14 protein-coding genes (1 of these 14 only partly in view) are annotated in these 15,831 nt (G+C 58.4%); 8 read left to right on the forward strand and 6 right to left on the reverse strand.

The features are described 5' to 3' along the window. Window positions 1-93 precede the first annotated feature (93 nt). The 4 genes from Pan189_RS05110 to Pan189_RS05125 form a co-directional block, all read right to left on the reverse strand. Complete coding sequence (locus tag Pan189_RS05110) at window positions 94-3,111, reverse strand: YCF48-related protein (RefSeq protein WP_145362879.1); 3,018 nt, start codon at window positions 3,109-3,111, stop codon at window positions 94-96. Between the two features lie 245 nt (window positions 3,112-3,356). Further along, complete coding sequence (locus Pan189_RS05115; protein ID WP_145362880.1) at window positions 3,357-4,172, reverse strand: rhomboid family intramembrane serine protease; 816 nt, start codon at window positions 4,170-4,172, stop codon at window positions 3,357-3,359. Between the two features lie 82 nt (window positions 4,173-4,254). Further along, the gene (locus tag Pan189_RS05120; protein WP_310821104.1) at window positions 4,255-4,518 is read right to left on the reverse strand and encodes a GlsB/YeaQ/YmgE family stress response membrane protein; all 264 of its coding nucleotides are present in this window, start codon (window positions 4,516-4,518) and stop codon (window positions 4,255-4,257) included. 144 nt (window positions 4,519-4,662) lie between these two features. Next, the gene (locus Pan189_RS05125; protein ID WP_310821105.1) at window positions 4,663-5,046 is read right to left on the reverse strand and encodes a SpoIIAA family protein; all 384 of its coding nucleotides are present in this window, start codon (window positions 5,044-5,046) and stop codon (window positions 4,663-4,665) included. A 720-nt stretch (window positions 5,047-5,766) separates the two neighbouring features. Between Pan189_RS05125 and Pan189_RS05130 the strand changes: the two genes are divergently transcribed. Then, a complete protein-coding gene (locus Pan189_RS05130; protein WP_145362882.1) occupies window positions 5,767-6,186 on the forward strand; it encodes a transposase in 420 nt (139 codons plus the stop codon). A 42-nt stretch (window positions 6,187-6,228) separates the two neighbouring features. On the opposite strand, the gene Pan189_RS05135 is transcribed toward Pan189_RS05130, so the two are convergent. Beyond that, window positions 6,229-7,299, reverse strand: coding sequence for a ThuA domain-containing protein (locus Pan189_RS05135; RefSeq protein ID WP_310821106.1), 1,071 nt, complete (start codon window positions 7,297-7,299; stop codon window positions 6,229-6,231). A gap of 409 nt (window positions 7,300-7,708) precedes the next feature. Between Pan189_RS05135 and Pan189_RS05140 the strand changes: the two genes are divergently transcribed. The 7 genes from Pan189_RS05140 to Pan189_RS05170 all read left to right on the forward strand — a co-directional run bounded on the left by Pan189_RS05140 (window position 7,709) and on the right by Pan189_RS05170 (window position 15,766). Then, the gene (locus tag Pan189_RS05140; RefSeq protein WP_145362884.1) at window positions 7,709-9,199 is read left to right on the forward strand and encodes a sensor histidine kinase; all 1,491 of its coding nucleotides are present in this window, start codon (window positions 7,709-7,711) and stop codon (window positions 9,197-9,199) included. A 33-nt stretch (window positions 9,200-9,232) separates the two neighbouring features. Further along, window positions 9,233-9,619 carry a response regulator transcription factor gene (locus Pan189_RS05145; protein ID WP_145362885.1) on the forward strand — a complete coding sequence of 129 codons (387 nt, stop codon included), beginning with the start codon at window positions 9,233-9,235 and terminating at the stop codon, window positions 9,617-9,619. Window positions 9,620-9,630: 11 nt separating this feature from the next. Next, window positions 9,631-11,175, forward strand: a complete 1,545-nt coding sequence (locus Pan189_RS05150) for a sensor domain-containing diguanylate cyclase (RefSeq protein ID WP_145362886.1) — start codon at window positions 9,631-9,633, stop codon at window positions 11,173-11,175. Continuing rightward, window positions 11,172-11,507: an STAS domain-containing protein gene (locus Pan189_RS05155; RefSeq protein ID WP_145362887.1), complete on the forward strand. Its 336-nt coding sequence runs from the start codon at window positions 11,172-11,174 to the stop codon at window positions 11,505-11,507. The genes Pan189_RS05150 and Pan189_RS05155 overlap by 4 nt, the downstream gene beginning before the upstream one ends. Window positions 11,508-11,619: 112 nt before the next feature. Next, on the forward strand, window positions 11,620-13,371 hold the full coding sequence (locus tag Pan189_RS05160; protein WP_145362888.1) for a GspE/PulE family protein: 1,752 nt from the start codon (window positions 11,620-11,622) through the stop codon (window positions 13,369-13,371). 4 nt (window positions 13,372-13,375) lie between these two features. Next, window positions 13,376-14,464: a type IV pilus twitching motility protein PilT gene (locus Pan189_RS05165; RefSeq protein WP_145362889.1), complete on the forward strand. Its 1,089-nt coding sequence runs from the start codon at window positions 13,376-13,378 to the stop codon at window positions 14,462-14,464. 99 nt (window positions 14,465-14,563) lie between these two features. Next, entirely contained in the window at window positions 14,564-15,766 is a 1,203-nt protein-coding gene (locus Pan189_RS05170; protein WP_145362890.1) for a type II secretion system F family protein, read from the forward strand. Between the two features lie 59 nt (window positions 15,767-15,825). On the opposite strand, the gene Pan189_RS05175 is transcribed toward Pan189_RS05170, so the two are convergent. Beyond that, window positions 15,826-15,831, reverse strand: partial view of an AI-2E family transporter gene (locus Pan189_RS05175; protein WP_310821107.1) — the end only. The gene runs 1,323 nt beyond the window's last position; 6 of the gene's 1,329 nt are visible here — the last part of the coding sequence; its start codon lies off the right edge, out of view — the gene reads right to left on this strand; the stop codon is at window positions 15,826-15,828.

The following is a 15,831-nucleotide window of genomic DNA, read 5'->3' on the forward strand; positions in this document are numbered from 1 at the left end:
CTTCTGTCTTCTAACTTCTGTCTTCTGCCGTCGTTCCTTGGCGGGCACAGCCCGGCTTAAGGGGCGCTTCTGCCAAGTATCGACAGTTTAGAGTTATTCGCGGACGAACCGGAGCTTACCGAAGTCGGCCGGGGTTCTCGCCTCGCCGCCGTCGCCCGTCCAAGTCTGAACGCCGAGCGTCGGTGCGATCCGGCGGATGCTGACATTCCAAGTTCGGCCCGGTTTCGGACCACCACCAAGATCGGCGAATGCAACGGCGGCTTCGATTCGCCAGCGAGAATCATCCGCTTCGGAGGCAACATACCACCGCGGATCCCATGTGTGGTCACCCCAGCAGTCGTCGCTGGTATGACCGCGGTGATCGACTTCGAGTCGAAACCACGTCAGCGCGTCGCCATCGACGTCGATCTGAAAGACCAGTCGGTCTTCGTCCGACAGGTCCTCATCCCGCTTCCGTCCGACGCGTTCAATGTTCGATGTTTGGAATCGAGGCAGCCGGGGAATGGAACCGGCAAGATACAGGAATTCGCTATCATGCGCGCAGAATAGCATCGGCTCGCCTTTGAGATGCCGGGAATCGGGTGACGCCAAGCGAATTTCATTGGCGTCGAGCCAGCAGGGGTCGGAGAGCAACCCGTCCAGTCGCGGGGCACGGGCGAAGCGGCATTTCACGCTGGTTGCACTTTGCAGCGTGTCATTGCCGATCGTTGATTCCGCGACGGCGGCGTTCCACGCATCGTTGGCACCCGACCCGGTCATCCCGGCGACCAAGTCGGCGGGGCGTTCGAGCAGGCCACGATTGGCTAACGTCAGCAATGGCAAAGCGGCCTGCGGGCGTTGCGACCAGCGGCCTTCATTCTTGTCCATCAACTTCCACAGCAGAATCGATTTCTTGTCCCAGCGATCAGAAAGACCGAGGTCGACCTCGGTTCGCTCGACCTTCACGCCGGACGAAATGGGCGTACTTCGACGTGCGGTTGCGGCGGCAGTCGTTGCGCGATGAAATCGCGGCTCGGCTCCTAAGCGAAGGGCGACTAGAAAGTCGGCCGCATCGGTTCGCAAGTCGGGCCAGCCCGGGTGATCGACGATTACCTCGGCCAGTTTTTCGGCGGCATCCCATTCATTCCGTGCCAGCAGCGTTTCGAACAAAGACCCGACCAACCGCTGCGAAACCGCGGGCGGTAGCCTTTCGACGATCTGCAAAATTGAAGAGTGCAATGCCGCGCGGCGTTGCGGGTCGTGTAGTTGCCGGGCTGAGACGGCTTGCCATGTCTTCCAAAGCATCAATTGTGATCGCGTCAGGCCGTCGCGCTCGCAGCCGGGAACAGGCCGGCGCGCCGGCGAATCGGGCGGTAAATCGAGACCGTCGAACAGTCGACCCGCAGCGGTGCCGACCGCGCCTGCTGTGCCGTCAAAGCGGCGAAAGTCCTCTCGCAGAGGATGTGCAGCATCTGAGGTGCGGATCGATGACGCCCGAGCGAGAGTCGGGAGGATTTTCCCCGCTTGCTCGGGTGAAAGTGAAAGCGGATCGAGCCGAACCTCGCCCTGTCCGCCCCGCAAGCGGATGTGAACTCGTTCGACCCGCCACGGCTGTAAGCCGGCTTTCGCGACGAGCTCATGCTGTCGGGTCGGGTCGGCCGCCTGCTCCATTGCGGCGAGGATGGCGCGGTTGAGCAGGGTGGTGAGCGCATCGCGTTCGGTCGGTTGATCCAGGATGACTACCGAGGGCCGCCAAGTTCGCAGCGTGACGACCAACGATCGCAGCAGAGTCGGTTCGACGTGACCGTCGGTGAGGGCGTTCCATTCGGCGATCAGTCGCCGATCGTCGCGGCGGATACCGGGAATTGAGATCGGGAATCGCCAATCGATTTCGGCTGCGCAGCCGTCGGCGGCGGAGGCGACATCCTCAGCCGCGAGGTCTTCGAATCGCGCGATCGGCTCGGCTGGGCCGGAATCGCGCCGCACGGGGACGGACGAGACATGTCGATATCCGCCGAACTGCCCGGCGAATGCGGGCAGGACCGGCGAGATGTCATCGGGCGAAGCATGAAAGCTGAGTGCTGCGGCGCGGCGACCACCGCCGCGAACCGCTTGCCAATGCGCACCGCCATCGTTGGTCTTCAGGATCATCCCCGCTGCGCCGACGGCGATGCCGTGTTCAGGGCTGCTGAACGCTATGTCGCGGATCGGAACCGATTGGCCGGTGTCCTGCGGAAACCATGATTTTCCCCCGTCTGAGGAGTGCCACACGATCGTTCCCGGACGGCCTGCTACCCAGATATTTTCACCAAGTTGGGCCACCGCCCACAGATCAAAGACGTCTTCGGCAGCCGGCGGTAATGATGCGTCGGCACGTTGCCAGCCGATCCCCGAGGTCGTCGTGAGAATCACTCCGCCGTCGCCGACCGCCCAACCGGAGGGAACGGCAGCATCGGCATCAAACGTGATCGCGTGGATGCCGCGGAGTCTCAATGACTCCGCTCGCGCTTCGACCAGCGATCCGTCGACGGCAATGCGAAGCGTGCCGTTGGTGCCGCCGAGGATGGCGGTCTCCGGGCTGGCGAATGCCGCTGCTCGCCATGAAGCGTTTGCCGTTCCGGTCAGTGGTTCCCAAGTCTTCCCCCCGTCGACCGTACGAACCAATCCAGACGGACAGCGCCGCGACGGATCGCACGCGGCGATGCCGGTTTGGAGGTCAAAAAATCGAACGGCTTGAAATCGCGGGATCCGATCGGGAAAGGAGACCTCCCACGTCGCCCCGCCGTCTGTCGTGGCAAGCAGGCACCCGCGGCTGCGCGGCTCACCGTCGAGCGTTGAGGGCAACGACTCACCGCCGACGGCCCACCCGACGCGATCGGTGACGAAGCAGATACTGCGCAGCGGGAGGTCAGTCCCCGTCGATAAGAGTTCCCAAGTTTGGCCGCCGTCGATCGTCTTCCAGATGGTGCCGCGATCACCGGCCGCCCATCCGTAATTGCTGCCAAGGAGTGTGATATCCCGCAGCATCGCATCATCGCGACTGCACGGGGTCGGCTCTGCGGCGGTGAGATGGCCGCTGCCGGCGAGCAAGACTGCCGTCAGAAACACGAGACGAACGAGGAGGCGCGACACGATCGGTTCGGTCCGAATGTGAGTGAAAATGAGGTGACGCCACACAAGCCCGAAGCGCAAGCGAGTGACGGAATCGAACGGTCTAATGATCCTGAATATCGGCGCCGTCCCGTTCGATAAGGACGGACCTCAACAGTGGCAAACGTCAATCGACGCATTCCTCGCTTGCGCTTCGGGCTTGTTCGCAGGGACTTAGCAGAATCGAGCCAACTCGGGGAGGGCGATACCGCGTTTTAGCGGTTGCATTATCGGCGGTCGCCGCGGCGGAAGGCGTTGCCCTGATAGTTCCGGAACCGGCCGCTGCCCGCTCGACGCTCCTGCACGGGAGGTTTGGCCAGATGCGTTATCTTCATGACCCACGCTGCGATCGCGCCGACGGCGAATCCGCCGATGTGAGCCCACCAGGCGACGCCGGTCGTCTGGCCGATCGAAGCCGTTCCTTCGAGCAACTGCATCACGAACCAGATGCCGAGAAAAAACGGAGCGGGCAGCACAAGGATCTGAATGATGAAGAAGATCGGCACGAGCGTGAACACCTTCGCGCCGGGGTAGAGCATCATATAGGCGCCCATCACTCCCGCGATCGCCCCGCTGGCGCCGACGGTCGGCGTCATCGAATGCGGGGCTGAAATCAGATGCGACAGGCTCGCCGCGACGCCACAGCCCAGATAGAAAATCAGAAATCCAAGGTGGCCGAAGCGGTCCTCGACGTTGTCGCCGAACACGATGAGGAACCACAAATTCCCGATGATGTGCATCCACCCGCCGTGCAGGAAGATGCAGGTCAGTGGCGTCAGCCATGCGGGCACGATTGCCGGATTTGCCTCGCGAAACCGATAACCGGGCTTGGGTCCTTCGGGCGTGTCGACCATGACACGCTCGACCGGTATCTCGATCGTCGCGGTCGGATCGGAAATCCGTTCCGGAATCATCGCCAATTCGTCGACCAATTGCGTCGGCGAGGCGAGTTGAAACAGGAACATCACGGTGCACAGCCCGACGATCGCGTAGTTCACGATCGGCGTTCGCCGCGACTTGATGTCATCGTAAAGAGGGAACATGCGGCCTCATGCCGTCTGATACCGTGAGCAAACGACAACGTGTGCGGATCACAGCCGCACACGTTCTCGCTCAGCCGAAAGCTTAACGACGCTTGGTCGCGAAGACGTAGATCGCCAAGAGGACCGTTGCGCCGACGATCGACATAATGATTCCGCCGGGTGAGAACTGTCCCTGGCCCGTTTGAAAGAAGGTCCACAGGAATCCGCCGACGAACGAGCCGACAACACCGAGGGCGATTGAAGCGATCCAGCCTAGATTCTGCTTGCCGGGCACCAGGAACTGGGCGATACCGCCGCAAAACGCCCCGAAGATGATCCACAAAATGACGTTGATGACGGTACCCATCTGCTGCTCCTTGGTGCAAAAGTCACGGCGTTGATTCGCTCGAATTCGCGGTCATCATAACGAACGTCGTGACGATTGCCTTGGGGAAAACTCCGAGCAACGGAGTAATCTTAGGCCTTTCGCATGCAAAGCGGGTCATCGTAGTTAGTCGGGTTGGGACGCATCGTCGAGCCCTTCCCAGATCCACGCGTTCGCTTCGTCGCTCTCAGCGCTTTCGAAGAATCTTAACTCGCGCGCCGGTGAGAGTGACATGCGGGCGAAGCGACGCAGGTTTGGCGAAAGTCCGACGATCGCGAGCCGCTCAATCTTCCGGCGATGGCGAAAATGAAAGCCGAACGCCCGACGATAGCCGCCAATCGTCCAGCCGTCGAACTGATCGTAAAGAAGCAGCAGGCGAATGCTGCCATGTCGCTCCATCAGGTTGCGGAGCGTCGGCCCGAACTGCTCGAATGCGGTTCGAGTGACCCGACCTTTGACGCGGATTTCGACGATTCGGCCGTCGAGCAAGAGTCGGATTTGCGAATTCATCGTCCGGCCCTCTCGGACGCGGCGGACACATTCAGCACCTCGCGCGGGCATCGACGAATTCGTATCAATCCATTTCAATCCTGTATCCGTCACTGGTCGCTGCCATCTCACTCAGTCTTGAGTAAACCGTTCTTGCCGGTCGTCGAGTATCCCCGCGAGGTCATTTCTGCTGACTACGAAGAGTCTAGGACCGGACGACCGCTCCGCTGAACACATTCCGAGAGCCGAAGAGCGTTCCTGCGAAATATTTCGGCCGGAGTCGGGCTATTCGGGGGGAACTACGCATCGCTGGTGCGTCGGCGGTGGTGGGTTTCCGACCGTCCAATTTTGCACTGAAGTTTCGATCTATTGTGGCTTGAACTTGAATGTGTATTTTTGTACATTAACGTGGTCTTCTATGGTGCTGAGTCCGCTTTGCCAATGAGCTTGAAGGGGGGTATTTGATGTCACCGGTCTTTCGGCTTCCGGTTCGGGAGCCCAGTGCAGGGGGAATCCCAACGCAGAGAGGATCCCCTTGTAGCGGGAATCACCGTGAGGTTGCGGTGCCGACGAGTCGGCTATCGGTCCTGCGGAGGGTCGGCCCATGCGGCTGACGATGAGTGACCGTCCCATGAGGGAGCGGTCTTTGTTCGGAATGATGCGCTAAGCGCCACGGGGGAGAGGCTTCTTATGAAAACGGCTGATCCTTCGTCCTGATCCAAGTTTTCCGACACACCCACCATGTCTCGGAACAAACCCCAGTTTGAAAGTCGTTTTCGGAACGAAAACCCTGCTGCAAGGCAGGCAGCGGAGACAACGCAGTTCACACCGTCATTCGATTCGCCGCATCGCCGTGGTGCGGCGCGTCCGGGTGAGGGTTCGATTTCGGATCGTCAGTGGAAGGCGATTGCTCCGCTGTTGCCGGCCGAGCCCGCGCGGGGTCGGCATCGCACGACCGATGTCAGGTCGGTTGTGGAAGCGATTCATTATCGCTGGCAGACGGGCTGTCCGTGGCGGCAATTGCCGCAGAAATTTCCGCCGTGGCCGACCGTCTACACGTACTTTCGCGCGTGGTTGCGTGACGGCACGTTACGCAGTTTGCGGGAGGTACTCAAACCGCCCCGGCCATCGGAAATATCGGACCCGAACCGCGCCGCGTGATAGCGTGTCTTCGGCGGCTTGCCTTCGGATCTGCGGTCGGCTTCACAACTCGGCCGGCCGCAGATCTTTCTTGTACTTGTCACCAAAGCCGGAATTGTTCGGGTCGTAGTCGCCGACGATCGTGGCGTTTGCTCCATCCTGCGGAATCTGCTTTTCTTGCCCCAGTGCCCACAAAATTCCGTTGAGGGCCAGTTTCCGCATCGACTCCTGCTTGAAGTCGAACGGGTGACCTAACGTTGTGAAGAATACGCGTCCCGATCCGTCACCGGCTGAATTGTAGGTCTTCGTCCAAACCACCGGCTGCTCAGAAGGGTAACGGGCTTCGCGACCTTCGGCGGCATGTTTCGATCGCAAGGAACGGCCTTCCACAAGCGGATCGCTGTCTCCGGCGAGCGTGTCGCCACCGCCGGATACATGATAAAGCCACGAATACGCGTTGAAGGGCTTCACCCCCCGCAGTATCGGATGCATCGACTTGGCGGCCACCGGCTCGACCGCTGTCAGCGGTTCTTTGCCGTCGCCGAAGTGGCCGTGATGCGTAATCCACTGTTGGCCGATCAGTTCTCGCATTTTCGGGCCATTCCACGCCCGATGCTGGCTGCTTTCATCGCGGAACCGGAAAGCGTGCGTGGCCGTTCGAAAACCGACGATCGGTTTTTGCGAATCGACGTACTTCAGAAAATGGCGAAATTGGTCGTGTGGCAGATCACGGAATCGCGTGAACAAGACCAGCAAATCCGCCTGCTCCAGAATTTCCATCCCAGGGATCGATTCGACGTTCGTCGGGTTGATAGTGCCATCGGGGGCGAGGGCGTAAAGGACTTCGACCCGAACTCCGTAGTCACGCTTGAGGATGCGTGCCAGCATCGGCATCGACTCTTCCGACCGGTACTCTTCGTCCCCCGTCAAGAATACGATCAGCGGCGCGTCATTCGACGAAGGATCAACCACCGGCGTTCGCGCTGCCTCGACTGGCGATTTCGCATTTGACTCGACGTTGGATGCACTCTCGCCTGCTTCGTTCGTCTGAGCCCCAGCCGAAGCCAGCGCCACCGTCAGAACAACCGCAACAATCGCAACAATGCTGAGGAGATCGACTCGTCGCATGAGCATTCCGAATATCTGCAAACCGACACTGCGTCGATTCAAGGGTCAACGGCGGGATTCAAATTTCTGAGCTTTGCTCGGACGCGGGATTGTATCGCACCGACAAAGGCGGCGAGGGCGATCGCGTTATGGCCGCAACCGCTTCACCACAGTCGCGCCGCCACAGTCGCCAGTTCGCAACGATGTGACCGAGCGATCAAAAGAATCGTCGCAAAAGTGCGATTCATTGCAACCCCTGTCGCCGGGGATATCCACGATTGTCGTAGGGGTTGTAACGGCTGAACTTGAAGCATCGGTCGATGCGCCATGTTGATTTTTTGACGCGTCCCCGGGCGTGACCTACGTTTCGGCAGCCTTGGTTCCGGATATCTCGTCCGATCGCTGCTCGAGTCATCTCCTTTCGCCCACAGACGCGATGAAATCCAGTCATTCCACAATCTGGACGACCTGTCTCATCGCCTCCGGTGTCGTTGCCGCGTTCTGCGGCGCCCTGGCTTACGCGGTCGCCGGTCCGGCTACCGCATTGATCGATCCCAATCTCCTCATATATGTCCACGTTGCGATCGCGTGTGTCGGGCCGGTCCTCGTCGGTCTGTTGACGGGGCGGGCCTTTCACGCCGCCATGAAGCGAGCGACCGCCATCGTCCGTAGAGCGGAACTTCGTCCAGAATTTGCGAACTCAGCCGGTCCCTTCACTCCGATTCTGGCCGAGATGATTCCGCGACTTGAAAGCGCCGAGCAGCACTCCTCCGATTCAGACCGCAAGCGGGCCGAATTGGAGGCGCGAAGACACATCGAACAACGGAAATTTGCACAGCTTTCCGCCTCACTCGACTGCATTCCCGACGCGGTCGTGCTTTGCGATGCGGCCGATCGCATCGTCTTCAGTAACCGAGCCGCATCAACTCTGTGGTGCGACGGAAACAGTTGCGTCAGCGACCTGTCCGCTCTCCCCGAATTGGCCAAACTGATTCAAGAAACGCGGTCCCGGACTGAAGCCACTAATCGCCGGGCGGCTGAATTTACCGTCGGGACAGGCGAATCGGCCCGGGCCTTCCGCGCCATCGCGACCAGCATCGCCAACGATGACCAACCCGCGATCGCCGTCGTCCTGAAAGACGTCCGCGAGGAACGGCAGGAAAAGGAGAGGCACGTCCAATTCATCTCCTCAGTCTGCCACGAGCTGAAAACTCCGATGGCAAGTATTCGAGCCTACACCGAACTGCTGATCGACGATGACGTCGAGACGGAACAGGAGCGGAAAGAGACCTACGGCTTCATCGAGTCCCAGGTCGACCGGCTGACCCGGATGGTCAACAACATGCTAAATTTCGCCCGAGTCGAAACGGGAGTCATTAAGGTCCAGCGGGAAGACCTCGAACTTAATGACGTACTAACCAAGGCCGGTAAGGTCGTCAGCCAACTCGCCGAAGAAAAGAATCAAACATTCGTTAGTGAATTAAGCGACCTCTACCTGGCGGCTCACCTCGATAAAGAACTCTTCGGTCAAGGTGTCATCAATCTGCTATCGAACGCCGTGAAGTACACGCCCGCGGGGGGAGAAGTTCGACTGCGCAGTCGCTTGGAAGATGACTGCATCGTCGTCGAAGTTTCCGACAACGGCCTCGGCATCCCTGAGGAATCGTTGCCCAAACTCTTTGACCGCTTCTATCGCGTTCCCGGTAATAATTCTGCCGCTAAAGGGACCGGCCTCGGGCTGGCACTTGTGAAACATATCGTGACCGAACTTCACAACGGGACGATCGACGTCACATCAGAGGTCGGGAAAGGTACGACGTTCCGCCTGACTTTACCGTTCGGCCATCGTTCGAAACGCTCCGGACGTAGTTCATCGCGCAGTGTGAGCACGACTGAACCAGAATCGGCCTCCACCACCTCCGAATGATCTTAATTCATCGATCAACAAGGGAGTGATCCCATGACTATCAAAGTTTCTATTTGCGATGACGAGCCGCATATCACCCGTGCGGTTGCGATGAAGCTATCGAAGGCCGGATTTAATGTCGAATCATATTCGGACGCCGAAGACCTGTGGTCGAAATTTACCGAATTCAAACCGCAACTCGTGGTGACCGACTATCAAATGCCCCGGATGGATGGTCTTTCACTGATTCGCAACCTTCGGGCACACCCGGAAGGCCAAGATGTGCCGGTCGTTTTATTGACGGCGAAGGGCTTCGAACTCGAACAGAGCGAATTAAATCTGATGGGCGGGACGATCCGACTGTGCCCGAAGCCGTTTAGCCCCCGTGAACTCCTCGCAGTCTGTAAAGAACTCTGCGCCGATGCGTCGATCGAAGCCTGAAGTCCATTCCTATGACAGTCTCCGATTCTCACTATCAAGACGGGTCGCTGCTGCTGTTCACCGGTCTGGCCTCGGTCCTCGTGATCGCGGCCGTCCTCTTAGGGACGCAGCTCGGCTGGACCCCCGGCGCGGCCACCGTCTGCATGTTGGCGACCCCCGTGGCGGTCGCGGCTGCTAACCGGCCGCATCGGCACGCACTAATTGCCGCGCTCATTGCGTCGGTGGGCGTCTGTGTCGAAGCGGCTCTCTCAACAGCGCCTGATAGCGGCACGCCAACATGGTATTTGCCGCTTGCCGGAAGCGTCATGCTGACCGGAATGGCGTTCTTCGTAGGCCGTGCCCGTGATCAGGCCGTTCAAGAGATCGTGCGGGTGCGGTCAATGAACGCGACCTATCTTGAGGACCTCGTTGAAATTGAACGCGGCATTCGCACGCTGCAGGGGCCGGAAATCGCAGCGGTCGAGCAGTTTAAAGACGGCCCGCAATCGGGCCGGCGAGATGACGATGTCGTCAACTATGCGATGCTGCTGTTAAGTCTGCAGGACGTCGGACGTCGCGTGTCAACGCACGTCCGGCTCGATACGCTCATCCCTACAATCATTACTACGACTCGGGCAACTCTGCGCTGCCGGGCCGCTTCAATTTATTTATACGACGAATCCGATCGCTCACTTCGCAACGTCTTCGAACCCCGTTACCGCGACCGACATCTTTACGTGCCAAAGGTTGATTCCGGAGCCGGGAAGTGGGTCTTGGACAACCGCCGTCCACTCACGCCTGAAGAAGCCGCGACCGACACAGAGCTGGCGAAGCAACTGGGTAATGAACGCCTGCCCGACGGCATCGCTCCATTAAGTGTCGGCGGGACCTTGCTCGGTCTTTTAATCGTTGAAGGTTGCGAGCGGAACACGCCGATGTTCCGCAAATTACTTCATATCATCGCCAGTTTTGCAGCGCTCGCCCTCAAGAACGCGCAATTGTTTGAGCGAATCGAAGAATCAGCGCGCCACGACCCGTTGACCGGAATTCTGAATCGAGGCGCAATTGAAATCGCTCTCGTCGATCTCGTCGAACAGTCACGACGAACGGCGCGACCGTTTGGAATCATCCTCGCTGACATCGATCATTTCAAAAAGTTTAATGACACATACGGCCATCAGGCTGGTGATCATGTGCTGATTGAGGTCGGCCGTGTATGGAAGGAAGTCGCCGGGCCGGATTGTCATGTCGGCCGATTCGGCGGCGAGGAATTCATCGCCCTCATTCCCGATTCCGACACCGACCAGACGGAACAATTAGCGGAAGATTTAAGACTGACGATTGGCGATCACGTTATTCGGCACGAAACCGACATCTTGCAGGTGACGGCTAGTTTCGGGGTTACCTCGTTCAACCCGGGAAATCAGCCGGCAGGGCCTGCGATCCGCGACCTGATCGGCCGCTCAGACCGTGCCCTGTATCGGGCGAAGGATCGCGGCCGGAACTGCGTCGAAGTCGCACGCGAGCTGGATTCTTCCAAGAACCGAACCAGCAACGAGCAGGAGGGCCGGAAATGAGTCTGACCAGTGAACTGTTCGGCGACGTTCTCGTCGCACACACACCCGACGAATTAAATGAAGACACATCCGGCCCGTTTCACGCCGAATTGATCGACGCGGCCGACCGAGGACGGAAGAAATTCGTTCTACAAATGGACCGCACCGAGGCGTATGACAGCGCCGGTCTGACGGCTCTATTGGATTTACAAGACGAAGTTCGTGAAGCCGGTGCCATTCTCAAGATCAGCGGCCTCGATGAACCCGGCAACACCATCTTCAAGCTGACCCGACTTGATCGCCGCTTCGATATCTTCGACTCCGTAATTGATGCCGTTCAAAGTTTTCGCTGACGAGAAGAAGCCGAAGGATGAGCAAGACGAGGCCGGACCAACACGGATTGTCCTTCCTGCCGAATACGACCACAGAGTTTTCCCCGACTCAACTTAAAAACAACATTTCATAATGTCACTTCTGTCTGCAAAACCTCGACTGGGCGATCAGTTGATCGACCGCGGCTTCCTGACTCAGGAAGAGCTCGAAGCCGCGCTCTCGGAGCAGTCGGCTTCGAACGGATCGAAGCTGCTCGGCGAAGTCCTGGTTCAGCAGGAATATATTTCCGAAGAGCAATTGCTGGAAGTCCTCTCCGAGGACATCGGCGTGCCGTTCGTGCGGCTCGACAACCGAATGTTCGACCCGAAGATCTTCGGGCTGATCCCGAGAGAATTCGTCGAAAAACATACGGTTCTGCCGCTGTTCAAGGTGCGGGATACGTTGACCGTCGCGGTGCCCGAGCCGTCCGACGTGTTCTTAATCGATCAGATCAAGTCGACGGCAAGATGTGAGGTGCAGGTCGTTGCAGCCACGGCGAAAGAGATTCGCCGGATGGTGCAGACCTATATGCCGAACACACAAGTGTTCGTCATTGATGACATCATCGACGATGCCCGCGGCGACGCCGTCGAACTCATTCAGGAGCAAATCGACGATATTGCCGCCGACGCGGATATCGCCGGCCAAAGCCCGATCATTCGGCTCGTCAACTACATTGTCTATAATGCCGTGCGGCAAGGCGCGAGCGATATTCATATCGAGCCGAACGATCGGCAGCTCCGCGTCCGTTACCGTGTCGACGGCGCCCTGCATCAAGCGTTGGAGCCGCCGGTTCACCTCGCCCCGGCTGTGGCGAGCCGCATTAAGATTATGGCCGGGCTCGATATCAGCGAGCGTCGGCTTCCGCAGGACGGCCGCGTCCACGTGATGATGGACGGGCGGACGCTCGACTTGCGTGTCAGTATCCTGCCGATGCCCGCAGGCGAGAAAGTCGTCATCCGGATTCTTGATAACTCGAGCATCCGAGTCGCACTTGCCGAATTGGGCTTCAGCTCAGAAGTATTGGAAAGTCTTGAACAGCAAATCACCCGGCCAAACGGAATTGCGCTCGTTACCGGACCAACGGGCAGTGGTAAGAGTACCACGCTCTACGCGGTCTTAAATGAAATCGCATCGCCGGAACAAAACGTGTGTACGGTCGAGGACCCGGTGGAGTACCGGCTCGATACCGTCAATCAGTTTCAAGCGAATGAACGCATCGGCCTGACGTTCCCTACAATCTTAAGAAGTCTCTTACGACAGGATCCCGACATCTTGATGGTCGGTGAGATCCGTGATGAAGAGACCGCTCGTGTCGCCGTGCAAGCGGCGATGACCGGCCACCTCGTTCTCAGTACGTTACATACGAACGACGCCGTCGGAACCGTTTCCCGTTTAATTGATATGGGGATTGAAGGTTATCTCGTCGCTGCCTCGCTCAACATGGTGCTCGCTCAGCGACTTTGCCGACGAGTCTGTCCGAAGTGCCGGATGGAGTATAAGCCCGAAAAGCACATGCGAAACGCCGTTGATGCAATGGGTTTCGAAATCGAGAAGTTCTACAAGGGGCGTGGGTGCAAAAAATGCCGACAAACTGGTTACTCAGGACGAATCGCGATTCATGAGTTGCTGGTCGTCGATGAGGGGCTCGCCGATCTCATTTCGGACAATCCGTCGATTCACACGCTGCGTGAGTACGTGCGGGACAGTGGCATGGTCCCCCTTCGCTACGACGGCTTTCGCAAAGTTCGTGAAGGCATCACGACGGTCGAGCAAATTCTTAAGGTGACCAGCGAAGGCTGGACGCCTCGCAAGCCGTCCATTGCGAATCCGGCCGGGGAGTGAAGCAATGCAGGAAAAGTTGAACACCATTTTAAATGCGGCAGTGGAAGCAGGGGCATCTGACGTCTTACTGGCGAGCGGTGTGCCGCCGATCTTTCGAGTTTCGGGCACGTTACGTCATTCGGAGTTCCCGCGGCTCGACGAGTCTACAGTCGGCGAGTTGTGTCGGTCCGCGCTTACCTCCGAGCAGCAGCGACAACTCGAAGAACATCGGGATGTCGACTTCGGATATGAAATTGAAGGCGGAGGCCGTTTTCGTTTCAACGTCCACTATCAACGGCGATCGTTAGCGGCGGCGGCCCGACTCATCGCAGACCGTGTGCCCGCGCTCGCCGACCTCAATCTGCCGCCGGTTATTAATGAATTGACGCTTCTGAAGAGCGGTCTTCTGCTGGTCTGTGGCGCGACCGGCAGCGGGAAGAGCACCACATTAGCGGCAATGATCGCGCAGATGAATGAGCGCGATCAACGTCACATTATTACGTTGGAAGACCCGATCGAATTTGTGTTCGAACACGAGAAATCGATTATTGAGCAGCGTCAGATCGGTATCGATTGTCCCAGCTTTGCGTCGGGCCTGCGGCACGTGTTGCGGCAAGACCCCGACGTTATTCTCGTCGGTGAACTGCGTGACGCCGACACAATTCGAACCGCGTTGCAAGCGGCAGAAACCGGGCACCTCGTCCTTGCCACATTGCACGCTTCATCGGCGACCGGTGCGATCGATCGCGTCATCGAAGTGTTTGGCTCCGATGAACAAGCTCAGGTCCGGTCTCACCTCGCGGAGAGCTTAAGTGCGGTGATCGCACAGCAACTGCTGCCCGACGCCGCCGGTACGGGTCGGGTGGCAGCCCAAGAAATCCTCATTGCGAACCGTCCCATTCGGACGAGTATTCGCGAGAATACGCCCCATCTCATCCCCGGCATGATCGCGACGAGTCGTAAAGATGGGATGCAAACGATGGAGCAGTCGTTGAAAGAACTGCTCTTAAATGGACGTATCCGGCCGGAGGCTGCCGGGGATACCCCGCCTTTAAAGCCCGGCGATGAAATTGAGACCGGTCGTCGTGCATCTGCAACCGCCGGCTTACTGTGAGTGTCAGAAAAAAAGCATCACTTAACTATATCGTGATGTGATAGTCGACCTGAAATAGGCTCCCCTAAACTACTCTTCAGAGATTCGCGGATCAGTACAATGCAATTTGCTTACCAGGCACGCGATGTCTCCGGCCGGCTCAGCAACGGCACGATTGTCGCGGACGATATTCGAGAAGCAGCCGCGAAGATTAAGGCGGATGGCCTCTATTTGCTCGACGTGAAAGAGGCGAAAGAGAGCCTGCTTGATCTTTCGCTGTTGGGGAAGCGTATTTCGAGAGCCGAGGTGATTTATTTTACCGGGCAACTCTCGATCATGGTCGACTCCGGAGTGCCCGTTGCCGAGGCGCTGGCTTCGCTGGCAGAGCAGCACGAGAACAGGGCATTCGCTCGAAAGCTGGAAGAAGTCGCCCAAGCCGTCGAGAGTGGTGAAGACCTATCAGCAGCGCTACGCAAGTATCCGAAGCTCTTTAACAGCACATATACGAATCTGGTGAAGGCGAGTGAGGCGAGCGGGACGCTAGCCCCCATGCTCGACCGGATTGCCGACACACTCCGTTCGTCGCTTGAGACGAAGCAGAAGGTGCTCGGGGCGATGCTATATCCGGCGGCGATGCTCATCACGTGTATCGGCTCTGCCATATTTTTGCTTACGTATGTGTTTCCTAAACTGACCCCGATGTTCCGCAGCCGAGCCCTCGATCTGCCTTCGCCCACCTGGGTGATGATGATGGTGTCCGATGCGCTCATTCAATACTGGTACGCATTCGTCGCGGCCGCAGTGTTGCTTATTGGGTTATTTATCTATTCTCGGATGCAGCAATGGGGGCGGAAAGCGATTGATTGGTGTTTCTTAAATGTGCCCATCATCGGCCCGATGCTGCGAAAAGTGATCATCGGGCGCACCCTTCGCACGCTGTCAACGACCGTCAACGGCGGGGTTCCCATGCTCGACGCTCTTAAGTTGTGTTCCGGGGTCGCTGGAAATTACTGGTACGAGCAAATCTGGGACGACGTGGCCGAACAGGTGACCGGCGGCAAGCAGATTCATCAGGCCTTGCGGGGACGTCCGCTGATCCCGGCCACCGTCACTCAGATGATTGCGTCGGGGGAATCAACCGGGAAGTTGGGCGCGGTGCTGGAGAAAGTGGCCAACTATTACGACCGAGAGGTATCACAGGCCATTAAGACGGCGACGAGCTTGATCGAGCCAGCGATGGTTTTCGTGATGGGAGGCGTCATCGGCTCCATCGCACTGGCCATGCTGTTGCCGATCTTTAAACTCAGCGGCAACGTCGGTTAAGAGGCATGATTCGTCCAACTTCCTCTCGGAGGACGGATTGCGCAGCTTAGTCGATACAGTCAGTC

This window comes from Stratiformator vulcanicus, assembly GCF_007744515.1.
Classification (GTDB): domain Bacteria; phylum Planctomycetota; class Planctomycetia; order Planctomycetales; family Planctomycetaceae; genus Stratiformator; species Stratiformator vulcanicus.

Coding starts and splice junctions, on each gene's coding strand:
- Pan189_RS05140 (WP_145362884.1), top strand. CDS start 7,709: ATGAAATCCAGTCATTCCACAATCTGGACGACCTGTCTCATCGCCTCC.
- Pan189_RS05145 (WP_145362885.1), top strand. CDS start 9,233: ATGACTATCAAAGTTTCTATTTGCGATGACGAGCCGCATATCACCCGT.
- Pan189_RS05115 (WP_145362880.1), bottom strand. CDS start 4,172: ATGTTCCCTCTTTACGATGACATCAAGTCGCGGCGAACGCCGATCGTG.
- Pan189_RS05165 (WP_145362889.1), top strand. CDS start 13,376: ATGCAGGAAAAGTTGAACACCATTTTAAATGCGGCAGTGGAAGCAGGG.
- Pan189_RS05150 (WP_145362886.1), top strand. CDS start 9,631: ATGACAGTCTCCGATTCTCACTATCAAGACGGGTCGCTGCTGCTGTTC.
- Pan189_RS05135 (WP_310821106.1), bottom strand. CDS start 7,299: ATGCTCATGCGACGAGTCGATCTCCTCAGCATTGTTGCGATTGTTGCG.
- Pan189_RS05125 (WP_310821105.1), bottom strand. CDS start 5,046: ATGAATTCGCAAATCCGACTCTTGCTCGACGGCCGAATCGTCGAAATC.
- Pan189_RS05160 (WP_145362888.1), top strand. CDS start 11,620: ATGTCACTTCTGTCTGCAAAACCTCGACTGGGCGATCAGTTGATCGAC.
- Pan189_RS05170 (WP_145362890.1), top strand. CDS start 14,564: ATGCAATTTGCTTACCAGGCACGCGATGTCTCCGGCCGGCTCAGCAAC.
- Pan189_RS05120 (WP_310821104.1), bottom strand. CDS start 4,518: ATGGGTACCGTCATCAACGTCATTTTGTGGATCATCTTCGGGGCGTTT.
- Pan189_RS05155 (WP_145362887.1), top strand. CDS start 11,172: ATGAGTCTGACCAGTGAACTGTTCGGCGACGTTCTCGTCGCACACACA.
- Pan189_RS05130 (WP_145362882.1), top strand. CDS start 5,767: ATGTCTCGGAACAAACCCCAGTTTGAAAGTCGTTTTCGGAACGAAAAC.